This is a genomic window from Sphingopyxis sp. 550B, from assembly GCF_057401805.1.
The window spans coordinates 471,257-492,711 of record NZ_CM171610.1 but is presented as its reverse complement, the minus strand read 5'-3'; the positions used below and the strand labels follow the sequence as shown (position 1 = coordinate 492,711).

Genomic DNA, 21,455 nt, shown 5'->3' with positions numbered 1-21,455 from the left:
AACGCAGTCGTTACCGGGAGGGGCGCATGTCGGCGAAGAGCGAGGCGATCGAACGGGCGGCGGAGGCGCTGATCGCGGCGCGCACCGAGGGGGAGGCCGCGCCCGGACCGCGGACCCGCGCCGGGGTCGACCGCGCCTTCGCCCGGCTGATGGCGCTCGCGGCGCCGCGCATCCGCTATTTCATCCGCGCCCATGGCCTTTCCGACGTCGCCGAGGATGCCGAACAGGCGTGCGCGATCGCGCTGCACTGCGCCATCGGGCGCTACGATCCGCGGCGCGCGCGCTTCGCCACCTATATGGCATGGCCGATCCGCGCCGAGTTGCAGGCGCTGCGCCAGCGACTGCGCGGAGGCCAGCGCGGCGGGTCGGCACGAGCGGGCGTCCCGCTCTCGCTCGATGCACTGGCGGGGGAGGGGGCCGACGGCTGGCTCGCCGACCCGCAGGCCGAGGCGGCGACCGAACGGGCGGCAGCCGACCGCCTCGCCAATGCCGCCGCCGACCGCCTCGTCGCGGCGTGGTCCGCGCGGCGGCGGCTGGCGCCCGGTGCGCGGGGCTCGCACCGGACCGACGCCCGCCTCGCCGCCGAGGAGGCGCTCGTCCGCCGTCATCTCCTGCCTGTCGAGGCGGGGCCGCGGCTTTGCGAAAGCGACCGCCACATCGTGCGCCGCGCGCTCGCCGACATCGCGCGCCACGCGGCGGCGGGCTGAGCCGCTAGAGTACCGGTTTTGATTGATTCAAAACCGGTACTCTAGATTGTTTTTTACCGCGTTTTCCGAGTCGTCAGGCGGTTCCGCCTGACTTGAAAACACTCTATTGCAGCGTCGCGCGGCCGTCGTCGCTGTCGAAGCGGCCGAAGAATTGCATGAACTGGATGACCAGTTCGGCGCGCGCGCCGACCGGCGTCACCTCGAGCAGCGCCTGCTTCGCCGCGGCGTCGAAGGGGGCGACCTGCGCGATGCCGTTGACCAGCGTCGCATCGTCGAGCTGGCCGACCGAATCCCAGTCGACGACATAGCCCTGGCGCTGCGCGAAGCGCTTCGCCTCGCGCTCGAGGCTGGCGCGCTCGACGCTGGACAGCACCGCCTCCTCCTCGCCTTCGGCCTCGATCTCGGCTTCGACCTGACGAAAGGGGGTGGTGACGTCGAGCTCACGGCGGATGCGGAAGCGCGCGACGCCCTCGAGGACGAGGTTGAAGCGCCCTTCGTCGAGTGCCTCGACATCGACGATGCGGCCGACGCAGCCGATGTCGTAGAGCGCGGGGGGCTCGCGATCCTCCTCGCCCGGGATCTGGCGCGGCTGGATCATCCCGATCTGCCGGTCGCGCGCCAGCACCTCCTGCACCATCGCCTTGTAGCGCGGCTCGAAGATGTGGAGCGGCAGGTGCAGCCCCGGGAACAGCACCGCACCGGGCAGCGGAAAGATCGCGATCCGCTGGATGGTGAGGGGCGCGGTTTCGTCCATGCCTGGCCTAACCGAAGAGGATCAGCGACAGGCGGCGGCGCTGTGCCGCGACCCAGGCGTCTTCGAGCCCCACCGCCTCGAACAGCGACAGCAGCTTCGCGCGCGCCGCGCCGTCGTTCCATTCGCGGTCGGCGGCGATGATGTGGAGCAGATTGTCGGCGGCCGCGTCGCGCTGTCCGGCGCCGATCTGTGCCACCGCGAGGTCGAAGCGCGCCTGATGGTCGGCGGGGTCGGCGGCGACCGCGGCTTCGCGCGCGCCGAGCTCGCCCGCGTCGGGCGCGTCGGCGGCGAGCGCCAGCGCGCTGCGCGCCTGCGCGATCGCGGGGTCGCCGGCGATTTCGGCGGGCAGCGCGTCGAGCACGCCCTGCGCACCCTCGCGGTCGCCCGCGAGCAGCATCGCGCGGATCAGCCCGCCGTGCGCGGCGGCGTTGTCGGGCGCGATCTCGACGATCTGGCCGAAGATGCCGACCGCGCGCTGGCCGTCGCCCTCGGCAAGCACGGCTTCGCCCATTTCGAGCAGCGGCGCGATCTCGACCGCGCGGGCGCCCGCCTCGCTCTCGATCGGAAGCTGTGCGAGAAGCTGGTCGAGCATCGCCTTGAGCTGGCTCTCGCTGCGCGCATTGGTCAGGTTGGCGACCGGCTGGCCCTGGAAGATCGCATAGACGGTGGGGATCGACTGGACCTGGAACTGGCTGGCGATGAAGCGGTTCGCGTCGACGTCGACCTTCGCCAGCACGACGCCCTTGTCGGCATAGTCGGCGGCGACCTTTTCGAGCACGGGGGCGAGCTGCTTGCACGGCCCGCACCATTCGGCCCAGAAATCGAGGATGACGAGCTTGCTCATCGAGGGATCGACGACGTCGCGGCGGAAGGCTTCGACGGCTTCCTTGTCCTGCGCATTGAGACCGAGCGTGGCCACGGATGATTGCTCCTGCTTGTGTCGTTCTGCCGGGCCCGGCGCGGCTGTTGCAGCGCCGGGCCGGACTGTGTCGATCCGCTTATGTGGGAATTGAAGGCGGCTTGCCAACCCTTGCGCGAAAAAGCGCAAACAGGGCTTGCCGACTCTCCGAGCCGATGCTAATCGCGCGCCTCACCCGCTGGCACCACCCGGTCGCCAGCCGCCAGAGCGGGCGTAGCTCAGGGGTAGAGCACAACCTTGCCAAGGTTGGGGTCGAGGGTTCGAATCCCTTCGCCCGCTCCAGATTTTTCAAAGACTTAGGTTGCTGCCGCGCGATCAGCGCAAGGAGCGCCCCACTGTATCCCCATCATATGGAACCTTAAAGATCGCGCTGATCTCCATTCGCGCGTCCAATTCCTGTTTTTTCTGCAAGTCCTCTTCTCGGCCGAAGGGGGAGGGGGTGAAACCCTGCCCAATGTTTGCGTTAGTCTGGCGGTCTTCCAGACTACCAAAAAGAAATCGAAAATGGATTGTGGCGCGAACTCTGTTCCAGCGGAATTGGGCAAATCTGGAATGGTGACTATAGGTCCACGGCCTATCGTATCTCATTTTTAACCACCTCAATGCTATCGAGCTTCGCGAGGGCATTGATAGCAGGAGGCGGTTAATGAACCAAATTGCGGGATTGCTGGGCGGGACGCTCGCTACGTTGGGGCATCCGCAGGTGCTGATTGCGGGTTATCTGGTGGCTCGCAAGCCCCCCGATCAGCCGATATTTTGGTTTCTGCTACTCGCTGCGATTGTGGTCTGTGTGGTGATCCATTTTGCTCTGGGGGCGTCGAGCCGATGGGGACGAGACATCCTTTACGTTAGCCTCGCCACGACATTGGCAACGGCAATATTCTCGGCTTTCCGTAGCTTTCGGGAACGGCGGCGCGGGAGCAAACTGAGCACGGAGGCGTAGAGTCATTATGGGCAGTATCAGATATCTATACGGGATCGCGACACTCATGACAGGGGTCGTGGCCATATTTCAAGAAGGGGTTTGGCTCGGATTAGCGGGAATGATTGCGCCGTTGTTCGCGCTGACTGCCGGGGGAGGCATAACATTGGCCTTTCGTTACACAGATCATCCCGTTCGAGCTTCTATCGTAGTTGGAATGATCTTTCTGGCGGTATCCCTGTATTGGGTGCATTCTGTCGGCTGGCATTTCCAGTTGTGGGGCGTTCACCTTTCCGGAATGGTGTGGTGTCTGATCGGATTTGGAATTGGTCTCCTCTATGGTTCGGAAGAAGGGTGGTTGCCGATGGGAGAAGCACCGGTTGAGGAGGTGTAGCGCATGACCAGCTTCATATATTCAAAGCTGACCTGCCCGGATTGCGGACGGACGGACACTTGTCCGCGGATGGCCTCGACGAATAATCTTGGTTGGCGGCAATGGTCGGACGGATGGGGACGAGGGGACTATTGGCAGACCGAGACGGGTTTACTGGTGTGTCGCTGCGGCGCGGTTTTCACCGCAGAGGAAGCCAATCCTGAATATGATGGCAGGCATTGGCCATCGTCTCCCCAAGCTGGAGGGATTACAGAGTGCCGGTCAGGCGATGCGTGGCTTGCAATCCGTTTTCGCCGCTGGGGAAGTGAAGGAGCAGAGCGGCTAGTCCGGCTTCAATGTCTGTGGGGCATTGAAGAAGGCGAACGAATGCTGTCGCCGCTAGCCGACGCGGCAGTTTCCGCCTTGCCGCCTCCTCCCCATGCTTTGTCGCGGGAATCCGAAGAAAACATGGAGCGTTTGCTCCGACTGTTGGAATCCGTCGATGGTTATGGCCTTGTACGCGGCGATATTCAGCGCCGCCTTTGTCGCTTCGATATGGCAATCTCAATATACCGGGCCGAAGAGACGATTCCTGCTCAATGGTCGGACATTCTGTGCGAACTGGCACGCAACGAGCATAGTGAATTGGTCGAACTTCCAGTTCATTAGATCTGACGGAATTGCAGGCCGCGTTCCGGGGAAACGAATGGAAAGGAAACACGGACCCCGATCAATGTGGCGGGAGGAGTTGGAGCTTCATTGAGGGGTGCCGGGGAGCAATAACAACATAAACGCTAGCTCAGGTCCTTCGGGAGCGTTCCGCTACCCAACCACCTCCCAACCCCCAATGGCTCTGTGTGGGCTTTGTAGGGCAATTTAGGGGCATAGGGGGAGGTGATGTTAAGTATACGTTCCAAGTTGAACAGGTATGTCACGATATTTTTTATGCCTTCCCTTATATGAAGGCGTTCTGGTAGCTGGGATTTTTTCTATTTTATACTTATCTTAATCTTAGGTAGATGATGAAATATAAACATATACTCTTCTTCCATCAGCCGACGTAACTCGTCCTCTCTATCCTTTGCCACGAGGAAGCTGTCATGGATGGGAAGAGAAACAATTTCTTCCTTCCGCAAGTGGGTGATAATCGACAAGGCAATGTCGGAATCCAGCCTTTGCAGGCGTAGTCCCGCCCCGGTGCCGAAAGCATTGGCGATAGGGGCGTGTTTCTCCTCGATCATTCGGCGTAATTGTGGTCGCTGGAAATAAGGAAGGAAGGAAAATCCTTTGATCCTCGCCAGTTCGGGCTGGCCCCCCGGATTGCCGTTGATGAGAGCTTGGGTCAGGCTTTTCATTCCTTCCCTGAAATAGTCAGGCGACAGGCCATTTTCCTTCTCGCAGGCGACCAGCTCGTCCAGCCGGTAGGGATCGCCCTGATAGTCGATGCCTCGTTGGTGGTAGAGCATCCGAATATGGCAGCCGGAAAAATCCAGTTCCACGGTCGGTCTGCCGTTGATCGTTATCCGTTTCCGCAACCGTCCCGGCACGTTGATCCACCAGCCTCCATAGAGCCTGCCGCCCTGATCGAACGAGCCGTTGTTGAACTGCCGGTATAGATCGGTCTGGAGCAATTCGGGGTGGATGAGGACCGGGCAATCCCCGCTCTTCCGCGCGCATCTCTCGGCGTTCCAATTCTCCACCCATTCGGCTTCCTCTTCCTCCGTCAGAGCCAGAGCAATATTCTGTTGCCGGACAAAGGCATTGTATGCCTGTAGCTGCTCTGCCCAGCGGCGGGTGTCGTCGGTCGGCTCGAAGGTTAGATAGGAAGTGTCGGAATTTCCCTCGCGGAGCCTTACCAGCCGTTCCGGGGGCAGGCACAAGGTCAGGCTGTGCTGGGTAACGCCGCAGTCTTGGGCCATGCCGTAGAGCCTCGGCATGATATGGTATGTGGAAGCCTGTCCCCTCTTGCCGGGATAGGCCTTGATAAGTCGGGCGGCTTCTAGAAGATCGATGGTGTGAGCCATCGCCCTGCCATTCAGCCAGCCGGGGCCATCGGGATAACCCTCGGCTCTACGCGAATAGGCAATCCGATTTGAGCGCCGATGATAGTGGCACCGGAAGCCATTGGCGAGGATTGCCCGGACAAGAGCGTAGCGGTTTCGTGCGTCGGCTTGCTTTGGTTTGCGCCGCCGCGATTCGATTGCGGTAATGAGCGACAAGGCCGCCGTAGCCAAGGCGTCGCCTTCCGGGTCGCGGAAATCCAGAGCCGGATCGAGCCATGTGCCTTTAAGCAGTTCGAGGCCCGTCGCAGCCTTTCCGCTGGCGGGGCCGGCGGCAAGCGGGTCCGGTGGCAGGATTTGAGATGGCTGTGCGGCGATGGCACTGGTTGGCGCTGCGGCATAGCGGTTGGCTTGCCCCCGATTGTCGGGGATTTCATCATGGGAGGCCGGGGAGGCAGGCGATGCTGCCTCCAGCCAAGACACACAATTGTCAAAGTCCATTGGATTATTCGATTAGACCGGCGACGAAGGCGTCTATCTCGCTCCGCAAATAGCGGGCGCACGAACCGATGTAGCGGGCGTCCACGTCAAGGATGTGAGGTAGTCCATGCCTTCGCTTGTGTCGTTGCCCTCTCACCCACGAAGGGGAGAGGTTGAGGTAGCTGGCAACATCTTTGTCGGTAAGAAAGGCGGCTTCAATCATCTGCATTTTCTCCATGCAGTTGCAGAGCGTGGAGCTGGGACTCCACACTCTAGCGTGTTTATAGATCCTGATAGAGATGGAGCGAAATCCCCATCCATACCTATATTTTACCAGATTGGTTATTAAATGTCAAGAAGATTCGACATAGGGGATCATTGTTTCGATGGTCAAGGCCGGCATTTTTGGCTGCGATCTGGGAAAGGCTAGGCGGTGGGCGGAAGATTTCCGGTCAACGCGGCAATGTCGCATTTCAGGGCGATAGAGAGCCTATACAGGACAATGAAGGTGATGTTGCGCTCGCCCCGTTCGACAGCACCGAAATAGGAGCGGTCAACGCCAGCCACCAGCGCCAATTGTTCCTGTGTCAGACCGACGCGCTTCCGCTGGGCTCTGATTCGGCTGCCAAGCTCGCGCAATATGACCCCCTCGTCCATCGTCGAGGTTAGGCCAAAAATGGGGCCTATTAGTCCACGGGCGCTTTTATCTCATTTAGCAACCCAGATTACTCCTCTGGCGCTGCCTTCCCTCCCATAGCCCTTGCATCGCCTTTGCTGAACGCATGGAAAGCCTCCGCAGCCTGCTTATCGCCGAGATCGACGGCATAATGCTTGGCGAGCATTCCCGTGCCGGTGTGGCCCAATCGTCCGGCCACTGTTCGCACGTCGATGCCGTTCAAGATGAGCTGGGTTGCGTGCGTCCGGCGCAGATCGTGCAGCCGGACATCATCTAAGCCGGTGGCCTTCCACAATTTGGTTAGGGCGCGTTTGGCGGTTGTCATCGACAACGGAAAAATCCGATCATCATCTTTCGCGCGTTCTGCATCTTTTGATCGTCCTACGATGGCGAGCATTTCCGGTGTGCAAGTGACAAATCGGGACTTGCCGCTCTTTGTGCCGGTGACTTCCACGACAGTATGTCCCGGCTCCAATTCCCGGATCGAGGCAAAGGTAAGGCCGAGGATTTCGGCTCGCCTCATGCCTGAATGATAGGCCCAGGTCACAAAGTCTGTCAGCCATCCCCGCTTCTCGAACGGCATCTGCTCGGCTCGCTTCGCCTTCTCATTCTCGATTTTCTCGGCAGCAGCGAGAATGGCTTTCCATTCCTTGTCAGTGACAAATCGCTGACGCCCCTCAATGTCGCGGATGCGGTCAGCGCGCTCGGAAGGATTGCGGTCAAGTTCCCCTGTCCGCACGGCGTCGTTCATGATCGCGTTGAAAGTGGCCAACTGGCGCTGGACAGTCGCGGGTTTCAGGGTCGCCCGTTGGGTGGCAATCCATTTATTGACGTCTGCTACCGAGATTGCGTCTAGCGATTTTCGTCCGAAGGCAGTTTTCAGATATTTCTCCACATGGCTTTTGAGGGTGACATATCCTTTCGCCGTCGCCTTCTTCCGCTTGAGCCATGCGTCTGCATACTCGTCAAAGGATGACGGTATCTTGGCAACAAGCGGTTCGCCCTTGTCGGCCAGCCCTTGCAGCCGGTCGCGTTCCTGTTCCAACTCTGGCCACGACCATGATGCTCGCTCCCCTAGCTTGATCTCAACGGACTCGCCGGGTTTGTATGTCCGGCCCTTATAGTCGCCTCCGCGTGTCATGCGGACTTTCACCCAAACAGTGAATGCCTTCTGCCCTCGGAAAAGCCCGATCCTGTCATGATAAGCTGGCCGCTTCGTCATCACCTTGGGTAGCGAGGCTTCCAACTCTTCATACGCGGCGTAGCGGCTGGGGCGACCACGGGGGCGGCGCGGTTGTTCCATTTGCTGACTCCTGTTAGTGGGGATTTGCAGTGGGGATTGTCCTCTATCTAGGAAGTCAGAGAATGAATTTCCATCCCCACTATATCCCCACGGGGAACCTCTGAAATTGTAGGAAACGCCATAAAACAGGCATAACGCTCGATTTTTGGTTTTCCCCGGAATCTGGGAACGGCAATAACGGGCAAGGCGCTCAATGGAGCCAATCCCTTACCTTGCCAAGGTTGGGGTCGAGGGTTCGAATCCCTTCGCCCGCTCCAGTTTTCTATATAGAAATCAGCGGATTAGCGGCCTTCGGGCCGCTTTTTCGTTGGAGACAGCGCCCTCTGTAAAGCCCGTTGTCTCCATAATGTCTCCAGAAAATCGCCAAGAATGGGCCGCCCCTGGCGTTGGCTGGCGCAGGTTGCGCCCGATCTTTTGCGCCCCCGCGCGGCCATTTCGCCCCTTCCACGCGACCCGGTGGCTGGAGACAATGGCTCCGCCGGCTGGAGACAATCGGGCCGAAGCTGGAGACAGCGCGCTTATCCGCGATCATGCGCTCGGACCCAGGAAGCCTCGCGGCTGTTGTCGCCGCCGCTTCACGCGCACCTCGGACCAAGCCGATCGACGCTCCCATTCGGCCTCCCCGGCGAGGCAGTTACGGACGCCTGACCGGCGCCGCGTCGGGGTCAAGCCCGGCCCGCACCAGACCGAGTAGGGCCTGACCCCGCCGCTCGCTTGCGCCGGTCGAACGCCTCCACGCCCTCGATCGGAGGGCTTCCCGAATGGAGACAGTCATGCAGCTCATCACCGACACCATCCGCGCGCAGCTCATCGCCAACGGCCGCTTGAGCATCGAGCATCCCGAGTTCGATCCCAAGCCCGTCGTCAAGCTGTTCACACCCGACGCTGGCGCCACCTGGCTCATCAGCGAGTGCGATCCCCAGGAGCCCGACATCCTTTACGGCCTCTGCGATCCCGGCCTCGGCGAACCCGAACTGGGCACGGTCAGCCTTGCGGAGATCGAGGCGCTGCGCGGCCCGCTGGGGCTCCCGGTCGAACGCGACCTCTATTTCGAGGCGAAGTATCCGCTGAGTCGATACGCCCGCATGGCTATCGCGGCCGGCGTCGTCATCACCTAGCGACTGCTCATGTGCCCCGCCCGCGCGGGCGGGGCGCTCAATCCGGCAGAAACGGAACGACCACTGGCGCACCGTGAGTTTGCCGCTCGCCGCATTGAGCATGAGGATCAGCACGGCCGGATAGAGCGCGGGCCAAGTCGAATAGCTGATGATCCACGCCGCTGCGCTCGGCAACAGCCAGCCGGTCAGCGTTGTGATGCTGGCATAACGTGACGCTTGCCTCCATTGCGGCTATTGCGGTGATGCCACTCCGGGGGAAGTTGTGCGGAAGTCGAAAGGATATCGAGTCGATGTGGAGTTTGACTGTCCTGTAGTGGATGCAACTCGGCTGGAGCAGGTTCTACGGCATCATTTTGGGGCCACTGAAGTGCGGGTTGCCGTGCGTGCGGTAACGTCCGACAAATTACTTTCCGGGCCGCCCCGATGGGAACCCAATCCAGGGACTGGGGCGCACACCATGCTTGAAATCGTCCGGGAGCGCGGCGTGGTGCGCTGGCGTGACATCAAGCATGTGCGCAATTCGCGCGCCGCGCTCGAACTGCTGCTGATGGACGGGCACCTTGTGCGCGTCAGTCACGGCCTGTTTCGAGATGGGAGCCGACCGCTCGATGCGGAGATCGCGGTGAAGCAACGCGAACCCTATTTTCGGGGACAGCTCGGGACGCGGCAACAAACCATTTATGATGCTCTAGCAAAGCCAGCCACGGCCGCAGAACTTCGCCAGCGAGAGGGTGTCAGCCGTCAAGCGGTGGACCAGATTCTCAAGAAGCTGATGAAATCCGGCCTTATCCGCCGTCTGCCTACACCCGGTGAGTCCTCCGAATGGGTCTATGCACAAAGCGGGAAAAGGACGCTCGACGTCCTGGTGGATCGCGAACCTAAGATCGGCTCGCTCGAAAAGGCGACGTTGAGGCTCATTCCGCCAGTCGGCGGCGCGCGCCGAGCAGCACTCGTCGAGCGGCTCGGCCAGTCGACCCACAGCGCACTCAAGCGTCTTGTCGCCAAGGGGCTTGTCGAGAAGGCTGGGACTCCCAAACGCCAGCTTATCCGGCTCACTCAGAAGGGATTGACGCACAGCGCCTATGATCTCGAAGGTGAGCACCTACCAGGCAACGACGTCTCCGCAGCGCTGAAACCCGAACAGGTGCGTCTCCTACTCGCTCTCGATGCGCTCGGACCAGCCCGCGCACTCGACATCAGCGCCGCAGCGGGTGTCCGGTCAAAGCGGGCTCCAAGCGCGGGTCAGTATCTCCAGCGATTGCGGATGTCGGGTTACATCGTTCAGGAAAGGCCGATGCCGGGACGCGCGCCGATCTACCGGCTCACCAAACAAGGCACGACCGCAATCGCGGCCGCGAAGCTCGCCGGCAAGGCGATGAGTCCCAACAAAGCGCGCCGTGCAGTCGAACGCGATGCTGCGGATCGCGCCCAGCAGGCTGCGTCCAGGCACTATTCATCGCCGGGCCAGGGGCGCACGCCGGAAATCCTCGCGCTCCTCGAATCCGGCCCGCTTACCAGTCGCGAGATTCAGGATCAGCTCAGCAATCCGTTCAAATTCTACCGATCCGTTGGTCTCGCGGCTTCCGATTTACAGAAGCGCGGATGGGTTCGCTGCATTGGGTCGGGCGATCACGCAGCGAAGCGCTGGGAGTTGACGAGCGCTGGCCTGGACTGGCTGGAGGCCCGACGGGCTCAGCACGAGGTGCAGCAAATCGACCTGGCTCCGAGCGAGGCTCATCACCCTTGATCCGGCCCGGCTGCCACCGCCACTTCGGCGGCAATCCGCGCCTCGATCGCCGCCGCGATCTCGGCATAAAGGTCGACGTCCTGATCCGGCGCCGAGATGGAGATCGCGAGCGCATAGCGGCCCTTGTCGTTCATGCGGTTCTGTCCGATGTGCGATTTCCACCAGCCGCCAACCGGATAGATCGCGATCTGGTCGTGCGCGGCAAGGTCGATTGCCGGACCTCGCCACAGGTCGCAATGAAGCGACCCAGCCTGAACGGCCTGCGGCCCGAGCAACCAATAGTCGGTCTCCTGACCGGCCTTTTCCGCCTTCTCCTCGGTCTTGCTCAATCGTGTCCGAAAATCATTGGCCGTCTCGCGCCGTTTCTTCAAGGCGAAGCGCAGGCCGTAGGAGCGATAGGTGTCGGGTCGGGTGCTGGCCCGGCCTGAAAGGTTGGGCTCGATGAAATAGGAGAGCGTCACCTTCATCATCACCGAAGCGTTTTCCAGCGCTTCTAGCGCTGCCTTCGGCCAAGGGAGGGCGTAGAAATGCACCTCGTTGAATACGGCCGAGCGCCCGTCGGCTGAAGCGGCATAAGGTTGAATCTCGGCCTCGGCGAGCAAGGTCACATCATTGCGCGCCGACGCGGCCGCGCGAACCAGGTTGGGCACGCCAAAGCCCATGCTGCGTAGGATTTGCTGCTTCGTGCCCTTGCTGCCCGTCTTCCAGCTACGGCCGGTGCCGATCAGCAGCTTACGAATTGGCCCAGGCCATTCGGCGGAATGGACGGTGAGAGCGCGGTAGGTTTCCGGCCACCGGCCGGGTAGATCGGCCTTGAGTCGCCCAATGAAATTGCCGGCCACGCCCGTCGCGGCGCTGGTCGCCCAGAAGGGCACCAGCGGCTCCGTAGCCACATCCCTGCCTGCCGAGAGCAGCGAGACCGCCGGGTGCCAGCCGCAAAACTGGGCATTGTCCATCATCATGTTGCCGGCCTCGAACAGCACGTCGGGCTTGATCGGCGTCAGGTCAGCCGGAAGGGTCTGCGATCCCCGGCTGAATGGGCTGCGCTCGTTCGGCGCGACCAGCGGAATCAACTCGGGTTCGTCTTGCGCCTGGTCAGCCTTCGCCGTGTATCCGCCGATAGTGAGCGCATTCCAGCTCTGCGCGGGGTCTTCGAGTGCATGATGCTGCTCGACCACGGCCTTGAGCCCGCCGTCCATATTGCCGGTGGCGATCAGCACGAGACGCTTGGGGTGATCCTTGGCGGCGAGCCCCGCCTGCTGCTCACCCGGCATTGAGCCGGCGCAAATCTGATCGACCGCGCCGCTCCAGCTTGATGGCGCCTCCGAAGAAAGATCGGGCGAGGAGGTGGCGATGCAGAAGCTGCGCGGGATATTGGCCCGTTCGATTTCGGCCACGGCCACGGCTGCTTGCGTGATAATGCCATAGCGCGCCGGCTCGGTCGCCGGAAAGCCGCCGGGCGGAAGGAACTTCACGGATTCGACGGCATGGCCGAGCACGACCTGGCGTTGGTCGCTCATAGGCCCAAGCAGGTCGCCATGCAGGACAAGGCTCGCCATGCCCGTTCCATGCCCGCCGGCGCCGGCGTGATCGTCGGTGCCCCAGGCATCGTTCACAGTCCACGCACCGGCCAGCGCGGGAGCGATCAGCGGGTGCGCTGCCGCAACGCCCGTGTCGATCACGCAAACCACCGGCGCATCCGCTGGCGGAGGCGTCACCCGCCCGCAATATTCGGCCACAAGCGCGTGCTGCCCCAAGCTCTTGTCGCCTTGGTCAAGGAACGGCTCGATGCTCTGGCTGGCGCGCCGCACTTCGCTGATCGCGCCGTTGAGGCGGCCGACGAGCCCAAGGGTCGCCTCGGCTGTTCCGAGCACGAATATGACCGAGGTTTCAGGAAATTGCAGCCGGTCGGGATACACGTCGAGCCCCGCCTGCTGCGCGGCCGCCACCACCGCCTCCACGATCGCATCGGGGCGACGCAGCCAAAGCTCCCACCACTGCGGCGCTGGCGATGCCAAGTCCGGCGTGCCGACGACGAGCGTGCGCGCCGCACCGGCGCGGATCGCCTCGATCACCTCGAATTTGTCGATGTCGGGACGCTCGTGATTGCCGAGATCTTCGGAGCCATAGGCCGCGATCCGGCCGGTCAGGAATGCGCGAGCGTCATCGGGAACGAACACTACCGCCCGCTCTGTGCGATCCTCGCTACGCTCGGAACGGAGGACGACGATCTCCTGCGCCGGGAAATCCAGCGCCGGTATCTTCGTGGCCTTGGCGCGCTCGCTCGGCACCATCGTCTCGACCTCGACGAGAACGCCGCGTTTCAGCCCGTCGACCGGGATGCGGACGTCCTCTTGGGGCGGCGGGAGGTTGCCTAGAGCTTCCCCCAGCTGTCCGAGCAGGGCTGCGGCATGGGCATGGTAGTCTTCACGCCGCTCGCGTCGTTCGCGCCGAAGTCGGGGATAGACATACTGCGCTGCCTCGCGCCATCGCGTGATCGAGATATGCGGCTGGCGTGGCGCCGCACCGGCTTCATTTTCGGGCATACCCCCCTCAAGTCATTCCCACCGCTTCCCCACGCGGTCTCTTCTCGCCGACGGACGATGCCGGCGCTTCAATGTCCAAAGCTCTGTCGAAAGATTTGGCGGTCTTGGAGCGCGATGCGCAAATGGTCGGCCGAGATCGACTTCGCCCCTTCGAGGATAGCGTCCTTCACGACGGCATCGGCCGCGCGCACCAGCTCCCCCTGGCTCAAGCCTTCCGTGATGGGAGCGATCGACGCCCAAGCCTTGGCGGTCAGGCGGTAGCGTCCCAGCCGGCGTGAGAGGATCGCGCGCGCGGACTCGGGATCGGGCAGCCGATATTCGATGACTTCATCAAACCTGCGTGCCAGCGCCTTGTCGAGTATCTCGACATGGTTGGTCGCCGCGATGACGATACTGTCGGTTGAGTTAGGCTCCTCCATGAAGGAGAGCACCGAGTTAAGAACCCGTCGAATCTCGCCGACGTCATTGGGATCGCCACGACGCGAACCGATCGCGTCGAACTCGTCGAGCAAATAGACGCCGCGGGTCTGCGCAATCTGATCAAACAGCAAGCGCAGCTTGCCGGCCGTCTCCCCAAAGAAGCGGCTGAACAACGAGTCCAGCCGTGCCGTGAACAGCGGCAAGCGCAGCTCTCCCGCGAGTGCCGAGGCCGTCATGGTCTTGCCCGTGCCCGGAGGCCCGACAAGCAGCAGGTGCGTCGCCGGAACCTGCCCATGATCGCGCAAGGTCGCCCGCTCGCTTTGCTGCCGGACAACGCGCTGCAACCGCGAGCGAATGGCCTCGCCAAGCACCATGTTGTCGAGCTTGGTCTTCGGATAGCTGCTCTCGACCAGCCCTTGCAACTCGCCGCGCGGCCGCGCCAGAGGGATTGGCGCTTGGCCGGTAGGCGCGTTGCCAAGCCGTTCGCGCGCCTTTTGGACGAGGCGCTTCAACTGGTTCGCCTCTTCGGCATTGCCTTGGCGCGCTTGCTGTGCCGCAACCTGGAGCGCTATCGACAGAAATTGCTCTTCGTCCCCAGCAACGTGCGAATTGAGCAGCGCGACGATCTGCTTGGTTGACATCAGCGCTCCTCCTTTCCTGCAAACTGACGGGTATAGGCACCGAGCCGTCATGACAACCGCGCAAACGGTGCGGCGCTCTCATAGTGTAACAAGTCACCGAATATCCGGGAGAAATTTGTTCAGCTCAGGCCGCGATATTGAGCGAACTGGTAGCATGGGCTCGCAAAGCGCCGGTGGAGACGGGACGCTGTAGAACCGCCTGGCAGATGAACGTAGGCGCGCAGCGGTGATCCTTGGCTTTTCCTCCCCGATCATCCATATGGAGCCGGTATCCCCCGGTGGTCCCTGCCTCGCATACCGCCGGGGCACTTAATTCTAGCCACAGCCGATAGTCTTCTTAACGCGCTTCCAGCGTGCGGAATATGCTGTTGTTGTCCTCATCCTATACGGTTTGAGGGGGAAAGCCTTCCCCTGCTGACAAGCCCCTGCGGGTCTCGCCAGACCCCTTCGAGCGGGGACACCCCGCAACGCCCCGATAGTGAGCGCGGGGATCTAGGGAGCGCACTCTGGCGGCTGGCGCCGCGCAGGGGTCGCGCGTCATTTTCCCCAGCGCAGCACTCTCGCTCTGGCCGGAGGGCACGGCGACGGCTGGCCCACAGGCTGAGGATCAGCGTGCAATAGGCACCCCCTTCGTGGGGTGATCGGCGTGCAAAAAGGACCCCTTCATCCCGGGGATTTAGTCGGCCGACTGGTTTTGATCAGTTGGCGAGAACGGGATGTTGATCGTGGAGACAGTGGTTCGGATTCGGCGTGAGCATGCAGCGGGTAAGGCGATCAAGGCGATCGCTCGTGACCTTCGTTTGTCGCGGAAGGTCGTCCGCAAAGCGATCCGGTCGCCGGAGGCGGCGTTCAACTATCAGCGCAAAGTCCAGCCGCTGCCGCGGATCGGTCCTTATCAGGATCGTCTCGATGCGCTGCTTGAGGAGAACGAAGGTCGCGGCCGCCGCGATCGGCTACGGATGACGCGTATCCATGACCTGCTGGTGCGCGAGGGGTTCGATGGATCCTATGATGCGGTGCGCCGCTATGCGGCGCGCTGGCGTGCTGCGCGGCGGAAGGATGCTGGCGAAGGCGCACCGGCGTTCATCCCGATGACCTTCCAGCCGGGTGAGGCCTACCAGTTCGACTGGAGCCACGAGGATGTGGAGATCGCCGGCAAGCCGATGCGGGTGAAGGTGGCGCATATGCGTCTCTGCGACTCGCGCGCACCCTATGTCCGGGCCTATCCGCGCGAGGGCCAGGAGATGCTGTTCGATGCCCATGCCCGGGCGTTCGCGTTCTTCGGCGGTGTGCCGCGACGCGGTATCTACGATAATATGAAGACGGCGGTGACGGCCGTGTTCACCGGCAAGGAGCGTGTGTTCAACCGCCGCTTCCTGATCATGACCGATCATTACATGGTCGAGCCGACCGCCTGCTCGCCGGCGGCGGGATGGGAGAAGGGCCAGGTCGAGCAGCAGGTCCAGACGATCCGAGGCCGCTTCTTCCAGCCGCGACTCCGGTTCGCCAGCCTGGCCGAGCTCAACGGGTGGCTGGAGGCCGAGTGCCGGCGCTGGGCCGAGCATCATGCCCATCCCGAACGCGGGGATATTACCGTCGCCGAGGCGCTGGATATGGAGCGACCGGCCCTGCAGCCGATCCTGGCACCGTTCGACGGCTTCCATGAGAGCGAGCATGCCGTCACCGGCACCTGCCTCATCAGCTTCGATCGCATGTCAATGGGCACCGAAGTTTCCGCAGATGTGGGCGGTTAAAATTCCCTATGTTGGTGGTTGCGATGTTTCGGTGATCAGCCGTGAGCTGGATCTTGATTTCCCTTCATTGGCGGGCGGCCTCGACGCTTCGGCGTGGGCGGATTGAACGAGGCGGCGCTGCGCAGGTTTTCGGGGATGAGCGCAGCGTGCTCCCGCATGCGGTAGCTTGAGCCCTCGATCTGGATGACGACGGCATGGTGGAGGAGCCTGTCGAGCAGCGCGGTCGCGACGACGGGATCTCCGAAGACCTCGCCCCATTCGGCGAAGCCGCGATTGGATGTCAGGATCATGGCACCCTTTTCGTAGCGGGCGTTGACGAGCTGGAAGAACAGGTTCGCGCCGCCCGGCGTGACGGGCAGGTATCCGATCTCGTCGACGACCAGCAGCGACGCCCGGTGAGGAAGCGGATCTTCTCCCTGAGCGTGCCTTCACGTTCGGCCTTGGCAAGCTGGGCGATCAGATCGGCGAGCGGGATAAAATAGACCGCTTTGCCAGCACGGACAGCCTCGACCGCAAGCGCCGTGGCAATGTGGCTCTTTCCGGTGCCGGGCGGCCCCAGCAGATGGACGACCTCGGCGCGTTCGATGAAGTCGAGGCCGGCCAGCGCCAGGATGCGGTTCTTGTCGAGCGAGGGCTGGAACGAGAAGTCGTAGCCGGCGAGCGTCTTGACCACGGGCAGCCGGGCCATGCGCAGGGCAGCCTTGATCCGCCGGTTCTCGCGCAGCGACAGTTCTTCGCCCAAGAGCTCGTCGAGCGCCTCGATGCCGTCGATCTGGCCCTGCTCGATGCGCCGCAGGGTCGCGTCGAGGATCTCGAGCGCGCGCGGCATCTTGAGGTTCACCGGCTCCGGCGGATCGAGTCCACGCGCGAGGATGGAGCCGTCCCGTTCATGGCCGTCCCTCCATCGCAAGGCTCGCGCCGATGGCTTCGTACACCGCCAGCGATCGCAGCGGCACATGATCGCCGATCCGGCCGATCATCATGGTCGGCCGATCCGGCGTGCGCGGATGCGGCCGTCCGGTGCGATGGCGCCGGTCGATACGATATTGCCGGCGCCCTTCGAGCACAGGGTGCTCGGCAACAACGATGCCGCGATCGATGATGCGGACCAGGTCCGGCAGCTGTTCGACCTCCACGATCCGGCGGGTCCGGTCGGGCACGCTGTAAAAATTGCCGCCAACCGATACGAAGCCGTCATGGGTAACCCGCCGCTCAAGCTTCAGAACAGCGTTGAAGCGGTGATCGGGCAGGCGTTGCAGTTCCCCCTGCTCCTCGGCGAAGGCCTCCGCGACCACGCGCTGCGTCGTGCCGTGCACCCGAACGTTGGCGACGGTGTCGAGCCAGGCGATGAGCTGGGCGTTGAGGTCCTCCATATTGCGGAAGGATCGGCCCAGGAAGAAGTCCTCGCGGATATAGCGGAACGGCCGCTCGACTTTTCCTTTCGTTTTAGCACGATAGGGGCGGCACGCCCGGGCTGGAAGCGGTAGTGCTTCGCCAGCGCCAGCAGCGAGGGATTGTAGATGATATGGCCCTGATCGTCCTCGCCGGTCACCGCCGTCTTCATCCGGTCGTAGAGGATTTCGATCGGCACGCCGTCCAGCAACTCGAAGGCCTGCATATGGCAACGCAGCAGCGTCTGCAGATCCTGGTGCAGCACATAGCGGGCGAAGAGGAACCGCGAGTAGCCGAGAACCAGGCTGAACAGCCAGACGATGCGCACCGCTCCCGGCTCGTCGGTAAATTCGACAACGAACCGCGCGAAGTCGACCGGCCCTGCACGCCCGCCTTCGTCTCGAAGCGGACCTCATAGGGCTTGGGATCATGCTCGGGACGGATCGCCGCCAGATAGCGCTTCACCGCCGTATAGGCACCAGCATAGCCCATCTCCCTGATCTCGCGGGTCAGCCGCGATGCCGTCAACTCGGGGAACGCCGTCACACGCTCACGCAGGAACTCCATATAGGGCGCGATCTTGCACGGCCGCCCCACCTTGCGCGGGCCATACGCCGGCACCTCCACGCCGCGCTCGATATATTTGCGAACGGTCTTGGGGTCGCGCCCCGTCCGGCGCGCAATCGCCGTTACCGACAGCCCCTGCCGGTGTAGCTCCAATATCATCATGGCTTCTCCAAGTCGGATCATCAGCGCCGCCTCCTCCGGGAGGTCATCGCGCCGATTTTGGCGTTCCCCAATGAGCCGGGGTTAACCCCGGCTCATTGGGGAACCTCGTCCAACAATCAGGGAATTTTCAAAGCCCACTTTTGCGGAGAATTACACGCCCTCTGACAGGCGGCGGCGTTCGACGAGGCCGTGACCACCGGCCTCCAGCGCAAGCGCACCACCATGGAGATACTGACCGATCTGCTCCGCGCCGAGGCGACCCACCGGGATGCAGCCTCCATCCGCTATCGGATGACGGCTGCGAGGCTGCCCGTGGTGAAGGACCTGGAGCGGTTCAGCTTCGAGGGCACGCCGATCAATGAGGAGATGATCCGGTCCCTTCATGACGGCTCCTTCCTCCCGCCTCGCCGCAATATCGTGCTGGTCGGCGGCACGGGGACAGGCAAGACCCACCTCGCCATCGCGATCACCGCCAATGTCGTGCGAAGGGGCGCTCGCGCCCGCTACTTCAACACCGTCGATCTGGTGACACGCCTCGAAGAGGAGACCCGGATCGGCAAAGGCGGGACCCTGGCGGCGCAGCTGTCGCGGCTCGACCTGATCGTGCTCGACGAGCTCGGTTATCTGCCGTTCGCCCGCTCGGGAGGGCAGTTGCTGTTCCACCTCATCAGCAAGCTTTATGAGCGGACCAGCGTCATCATCACCACGAACCTCGCCTTCGGCGAATGGCCTACCGTGTTCGGCGACCCCAAAATGACCACGGCGCTGCTCGACCGCGTCACCCACCACTGCGATATCGTCGAGACGGGCAACGACAGCTGGCGCTTCAAAAACCGCAGCTGACAGCCACCTTCGGCGCCTTCAAAAATCTATCTTGCGCTGCGCGCGCCTCCGGTCGGGCTACGCCCGCCCTCCGCCGCACGCAGCGCAAGGCCATCTTCAACAAACCAGCATCATATTATCCGAAAAGGGGGTCCCTCTTCGACGCCGATCGGGGGTCCCTTTTGAACGCCGTTTGACACGCTTCAGTTTACGCTGGTTCCTGATCAATGGATCGATTCGAGGCCAATGGCAGAGCTCAAATCACCGCCGCACTGCCCGCTGGTGCATATTGCATTCTAGGCGTTGATCGAGGTGGGAACATTACTGTGATTCAGGCTCGGCCACGCTCACAATATGAATCAGGAGCCGGGCCAACAACGCAGCTCAACCAACCACGGGTCATCTTCCATACATTGCGAACAATGACTGTCTCCATTCCGGCACTTCCCATCTTGCAACCGCTACACATCGCAGATAGATAGTAATAGATTACTCTCTTTAGAAAGCGCAAGCAATGAGTGACCGCTCCAAGTATCTTCCAGCGGACGAACGTCGAGCGGCAACCGTGGAGGCGGTGGTCGACCTGGCTGCAGAACAAAACCCAAGTGACATCACAACGACGGCCATCGCGCAGCGAATGGGGCTGACCCAGGGGGCGCTGTTCCGTCATTTCCCGACCAAAGACGCCATCCTGGAGGCGGTGATGTCCTGGGTGACCGACCGTTTACTCGCCCGCGTCGACAAGGCCGCGGAAGGGGCCGCGTCTCCGAAGGCCGCCCTTGAAGCGGTCTTCATGACACATATCGATTTCGTGTCTGACCACCCGGGCGTGCCACGAATGCTTTTCGGGGAGTTGCAGCGGCCGGGTGAGACTCTTCCCAAGCGCATGGCCCAGACGCTGATCCGGCACTATGGAGAGCGGCTTCGTGGCTTGCTCGAGGCGGGAAAGGTGCGAGGCGAGTTGCGTGCCGACCTCGATCCGGATGCCGCCACCACCCTGTTTATCGGCACGATCCAGGGGCTCGTCATGCAATCGATGCTGGCGGGCGATGTAACCCATATTCGTCGCGATGCTCCCGGCGTGTTCGCTATATATCTGCGCGGAATCGGAGCAGTGCAATGAAGCGCATCCGCCTGCCCGGCATTCCCAAGCGGGTCTTTATTATTGTCGCTGTCGTCGCAATAATCGGGATCGGATGGGTCTGGATGCAGCGTGGCAGCCATGACGACGAGGCTCTGCGCCTCTATGGCAATGTCGACATTCGCGAGGTTCAACTCGCCTTCCGGCAACCCGGTCGTGTTGCGCAGATGCACTTCGATGAAGGAGATCACGTCGAAGCGGGTGCGCGCATGGCTGTCCTCGACGCGCAGCCGTTCGAGGAAGGTGTGGCTGCGGCCGATGCGTCCGTGGGTGTTGCTCAGGCGGACCTCGACAAATTGCTCCGCGGCCTGCGCCCTCAGGAGATCGTCCAGGCGCGCGAGGCACTCAATCAGGCTTCGGCTGTCGCCAGAGATGCGGAGCGCAATTTCAATCGTCAGAGCCAATTGCTCGCCTCAGGCGCCGCCAGTCAAAAGACGGTCGATGCCGCCCGCACCGCGCGCGACCAAGCCGTCGCCGGCGCCAATGCGGCCCGGGCCGCCTATTCACAAGCCACAGAAGGCTTCCGCAAGGAAGATGTCGCAGCGGGGCAGGCCCGCCTCGCCGCCGCACAAGCGGCACGGGCGCAAGCCGCCACTGCGCTTGCCGATACAGTGCTGCTTGCGCCGCGCACCGGCACCGTGATTGCCCGCGTGCGCGAACCCGGCAGCATGGTTGTTAGCCAGACCCCGATCTACAGCGTGAGCCTTGATGCGCCGGTTTATGTGCGTGCCTATATCGGAGAACCGGATCTGGGGCGCATCGCGCCCGGGATGCGGGTTCGCGTCCATAGCGACTCGTCCGACAAGGTTTATCAAGGCCAGATCGGGTTTATTTCACCGCGCGCCGAGTTCACGCCAAAAACGGTAGAGACCACGGATCTGCGCACGGATTTGGTCTATCGCCTGCGGATCGTGGTCACCAATGCGGATGCCGCGCTGCGCCAGGGCATGCCGGTGACCATCGACGTCGATGCCGGGCCAGCATCCAGCGCGCAGGCCAAAGGCCGCTGAC

General features: G+C 62.5%; 17 protein-coding genes, 1 tRNA gene and 4 pseudogenes. 11 read left to right on the top strand and 11 right to left on the bottom strand.

Annotation, left to right across the window (positions count from 1 at the left end; genetic code table 11):
• Window positions 1–26: 26 nt before the first annotated feature.
• The gene (locus AC2S9W_RS02355) at window positions 27–707 is read left to right on the top strand and encodes a sigma factor (protein ID WP_486571571.1); all 681 of its coding nucleotides are present in this window, start codon (window positions 27–29) and stop codon (window positions 705–707) included.
• Between the two features lie 103 nt (window positions 708–810).
• Here AC2S9W_RS02355 and AC2S9W_RS02350 read toward each other — a convergent pair whose 3' ends face one another.
• Both AC2S9W_RS02350 and AC2S9W_RS02345 read right to left on the bottom strand, forming a co-directional pair.
• Entirely contained in the window at window positions 811–1,461 is a 651-nt protein-coding gene (locus AC2S9W_RS02350) for an LON peptidase substrate-binding domain-containing protein (RefSeq protein ID WP_076077196.1), read from the bottom strand.
• A gap of 7 nt (window positions 1,462–1,468) precedes the next feature.
• Window positions 1,469–2,380, bottom strand: a complete 912-nt coding sequence (locus AC2S9W_RS02345) for a tetratricopeptide repeat protein (protein ID WP_486571570.1) — start codon at window positions 2,378–2,380, stop codon at window positions 1,469–1,471.
• A gap of 207 nt (window positions 2,381–2,587) precedes the next feature.
• On the opposite strand from AC2S9W_RS02345, the gene AC2S9W_RS02340 reads away from it, so the two are divergent.
• The 4 genes from AC2S9W_RS02340 to AC2S9W_RS02325 all read left to right on the top strand — a co-directional run bounded on the left by AC2S9W_RS02340 (window position 2,588) and on the right by AC2S9W_RS02325 (window position 4,344).
• Window positions 2,588–2,662, top strand: a tRNA-Gly gene (locus tag AC2S9W_RS02340).
• A 364-nt stretch (window positions 2,663–3,026) separates the two neighbouring features.
• The gene (locus tag AC2S9W_RS02335) at window positions 3,027–3,323 is read left to right on the top strand and encodes a hypothetical protein (protein ID WP_486571569.1); all 297 of its coding nucleotides are present in this window, start codon (window positions 3,027–3,029) and stop codon (window positions 3,321–3,323) included.
• Between the two features lie 46 nt (window positions 3,324–3,369).
• Window positions 3,370–3,696 (top strand): hypothetical protein, encoded by a 327-nt coding sequence (locus AC2S9W_RS02330; protein WP_486571568.1) that lies wholly within the window; start codon window positions 3,370–3,372, stop codon window positions 3,694–3,696.
• Between the two features lie 3 nt (window positions 3,697–3,699).
• Complete coding sequence (locus tag AC2S9W_RS02325) at window positions 3,700–4,344, top strand: hypothetical protein (RefSeq protein WP_486571567.1); 645 nt, start codon at window positions 3,700–3,702, stop codon at window positions 4,342–4,344.
• A 320-nt stretch (window positions 4,345–4,664) separates the two neighbouring features.
• Here AC2S9W_RS02325 and AC2S9W_RS02320 read toward each other — a convergent pair whose 3' ends face one another.
• From AC2S9W_RS02320 to AC2S9W_RS02305, 4 genes are all read right to left on the bottom strand, one after another.
• Entirely contained in the window at window positions 4,665–6,176 is a 1,512-nt protein-coding gene (locus AC2S9W_RS02320) for a hypothetical protein (RefSeq protein WP_323016102.1), read from the bottom strand.
• A 4-nt stretch (window positions 6,177–6,180) separates the two neighbouring features.
• Complete coding sequence (locus AC2S9W_RS02315) at window positions 6,181–6,378, bottom strand: helix-turn-helix transcriptional regulator (RefSeq protein ID WP_293862213.1); 198 nt, start codon at window positions 6,376–6,378, stop codon at window positions 6,181–6,183.
• Window positions 6,379–6,581: 203 nt separating this feature from the next.
• A complete protein-coding gene (locus AC2S9W_RS02310) occupies window positions 6,582–6,812 on the bottom strand; it encodes a helix-turn-helix domain-containing protein (RefSeq protein ID WP_293862211.1) in 231 nt (76 codons plus the stop codon).
• Between the two features lie 68 nt (window positions 6,813–6,880).
• Window positions 6,881–8,134, bottom strand: a complete 1,254-nt coding sequence (locus AC2S9W_RS02305) for a tyrosine-type recombinase/integrase (RefSeq protein WP_486571566.1) — start codon at window positions 8,132–8,134, stop codon at window positions 6,881–6,883.
• Between the two features lie 773 nt (window positions 8,135–8,907).
• Here AC2S9W_RS02305 and AC2S9W_RS02300 point away from each other — a divergent pair.
• A complete protein-coding gene (locus tag AC2S9W_RS02300) occupies window positions 8,908–9,252 on the top strand; it encodes a DUF2958 domain-containing protein (RefSeq protein WP_016745822.1) in 345 nt (114 codons plus the stop codon).
• Window positions 9,253–9,289: 37 nt separating this feature from the next.
• On the opposite strand, the gene AC2S9W_RS02295 is transcribed toward AC2S9W_RS02300, so the two are convergent.
• The gene (locus AC2S9W_RS02295; protein WP_218042325.1) at window positions 9,290–9,478 is read right to left on the bottom strand and encodes a hypothetical protein; all 189 of its coding nucleotides are present in this window, start codon (window positions 9,476–9,478) and stop codon (window positions 9,290–9,292) included.
• Between the two features lie 231 nt (window positions 9,479–9,709).
• Between AC2S9W_RS02295 and AC2S9W_RS02290 the strand changes: the two genes are divergently transcribed.
• Window positions 9,710–10,999 carry a hypothetical protein gene (locus tag AC2S9W_RS02290; RefSeq protein WP_016745823.1) on the top strand — a complete coding sequence of 430 codons (1,290 nt, stop codon included), beginning with the start codon at window positions 9,710–9,712 and terminating at the stop codon, window positions 10,997–10,999.
• Here the strand turns inward: AC2S9W_RS02290 and AC2S9W_RS02285 are convergent.
• Together AC2S9W_RS02285 and AC2S9W_RS02280 are read right to left on the bottom strand one after the other, a co-directional pair.
• Entirely contained in the window at window positions 10,990–13,545 is a 2,556-nt protein-coding gene (locus tag AC2S9W_RS02285; RefSeq protein WP_012049855.1) for a S8 family peptidase, read from the bottom strand. The two genes, AC2S9W_RS02290 and AC2S9W_RS02285, sit on opposite strands and share 10 nt — an antisense overlap.
• A 68-nt stretch (window positions 13,546–13,613) precedes the next feature.
• On the bottom strand, window positions 13,614–14,606 hold the full coding sequence (locus AC2S9W_RS02280; protein WP_012049856.1) for an AAA family ATPase: 993 nt from the start codon (window positions 14,604–14,606) through the stop codon (window positions 13,614–13,616).
• A 716-nt stretch (window positions 14,607–15,322) separates the two neighbouring features.
• Between AC2S9W_RS02280 and istA (AC2S9W_RS02275) the strand changes: the two are divergent.
• Window positions 15,323–16,318: pseudogene (gene istA, locus AC2S9W_RS02275) on the top strand (IS21 family transposase); the annotation flags it as partial.
• Between the two features lie 77 nt (window positions 16,319–16,395).
• Here the strand turns inward: istA (AC2S9W_RS02275) and istB (AC2S9W_RS02270) are convergent.
• Both istB (AC2S9W_RS02270) and istA (AC2S9W_RS02265) read right to left on the bottom strand, forming a co-directional pair.
• Window positions 16,396–17,251 (bottom strand): annotated as a pseudogene (gene istB / locus AC2S9W_RS02270) (IS21-like element helper ATPase IstB).
• Window positions 17,248–18,502, bottom strand: a pseudogene (gene istA, locus AC2S9W_RS02265) (IS21 family transposase). Before istA (AC2S9W_RS02265) ends, istB (AC2S9W_RS02270) begins: the two co-directional pseudogenes overlap by 4 nt.
• A gap of 150 nt (window positions 18,503–18,652) precedes the next feature.
• Between istA (AC2S9W_RS02265) and istB (AC2S9W_RS02260) the strand changes: the two are divergent.
• The 3 genes and pseudogenes from istB (AC2S9W_RS02260) to hlyD form a co-directional block, all read left to right on the top strand.
• Window positions 18,653–19,324 (top strand): annotated as a pseudogene (gene istB, locus AC2S9W_RS02260) (IS21-like element helper ATPase IstB); the annotation flags it as partial.
• A gap of 493 nt (window positions 19,325–19,817) precedes the next feature.
• Window positions 19,818–20,426 carry a TetR/AcrR family transcriptional regulator gene (locus tag AC2S9W_RS02255; protein ID WP_012049889.1) on the top strand — a complete coding sequence of 203 codons (609 nt, stop codon included), beginning with the start codon at window positions 19,818–19,820 and terminating at the stop codon, window positions 20,424–20,426.
• Window positions 20,423–21,454, top strand: coding sequence for a secretion protein HlyD (gene hlyD, locus AC2S9W_RS02250; RefSeq protein ID WP_012049890.1), 1,032 nt, complete (start codon window positions 20,423–20,425; stop codon window positions 21,452–21,454). Before AC2S9W_RS02255 ends, hlyD begins: the two co-directional genes overlap by 4 nt.
• Window position 21,455 lies beyond the last annotated feature (1 nt).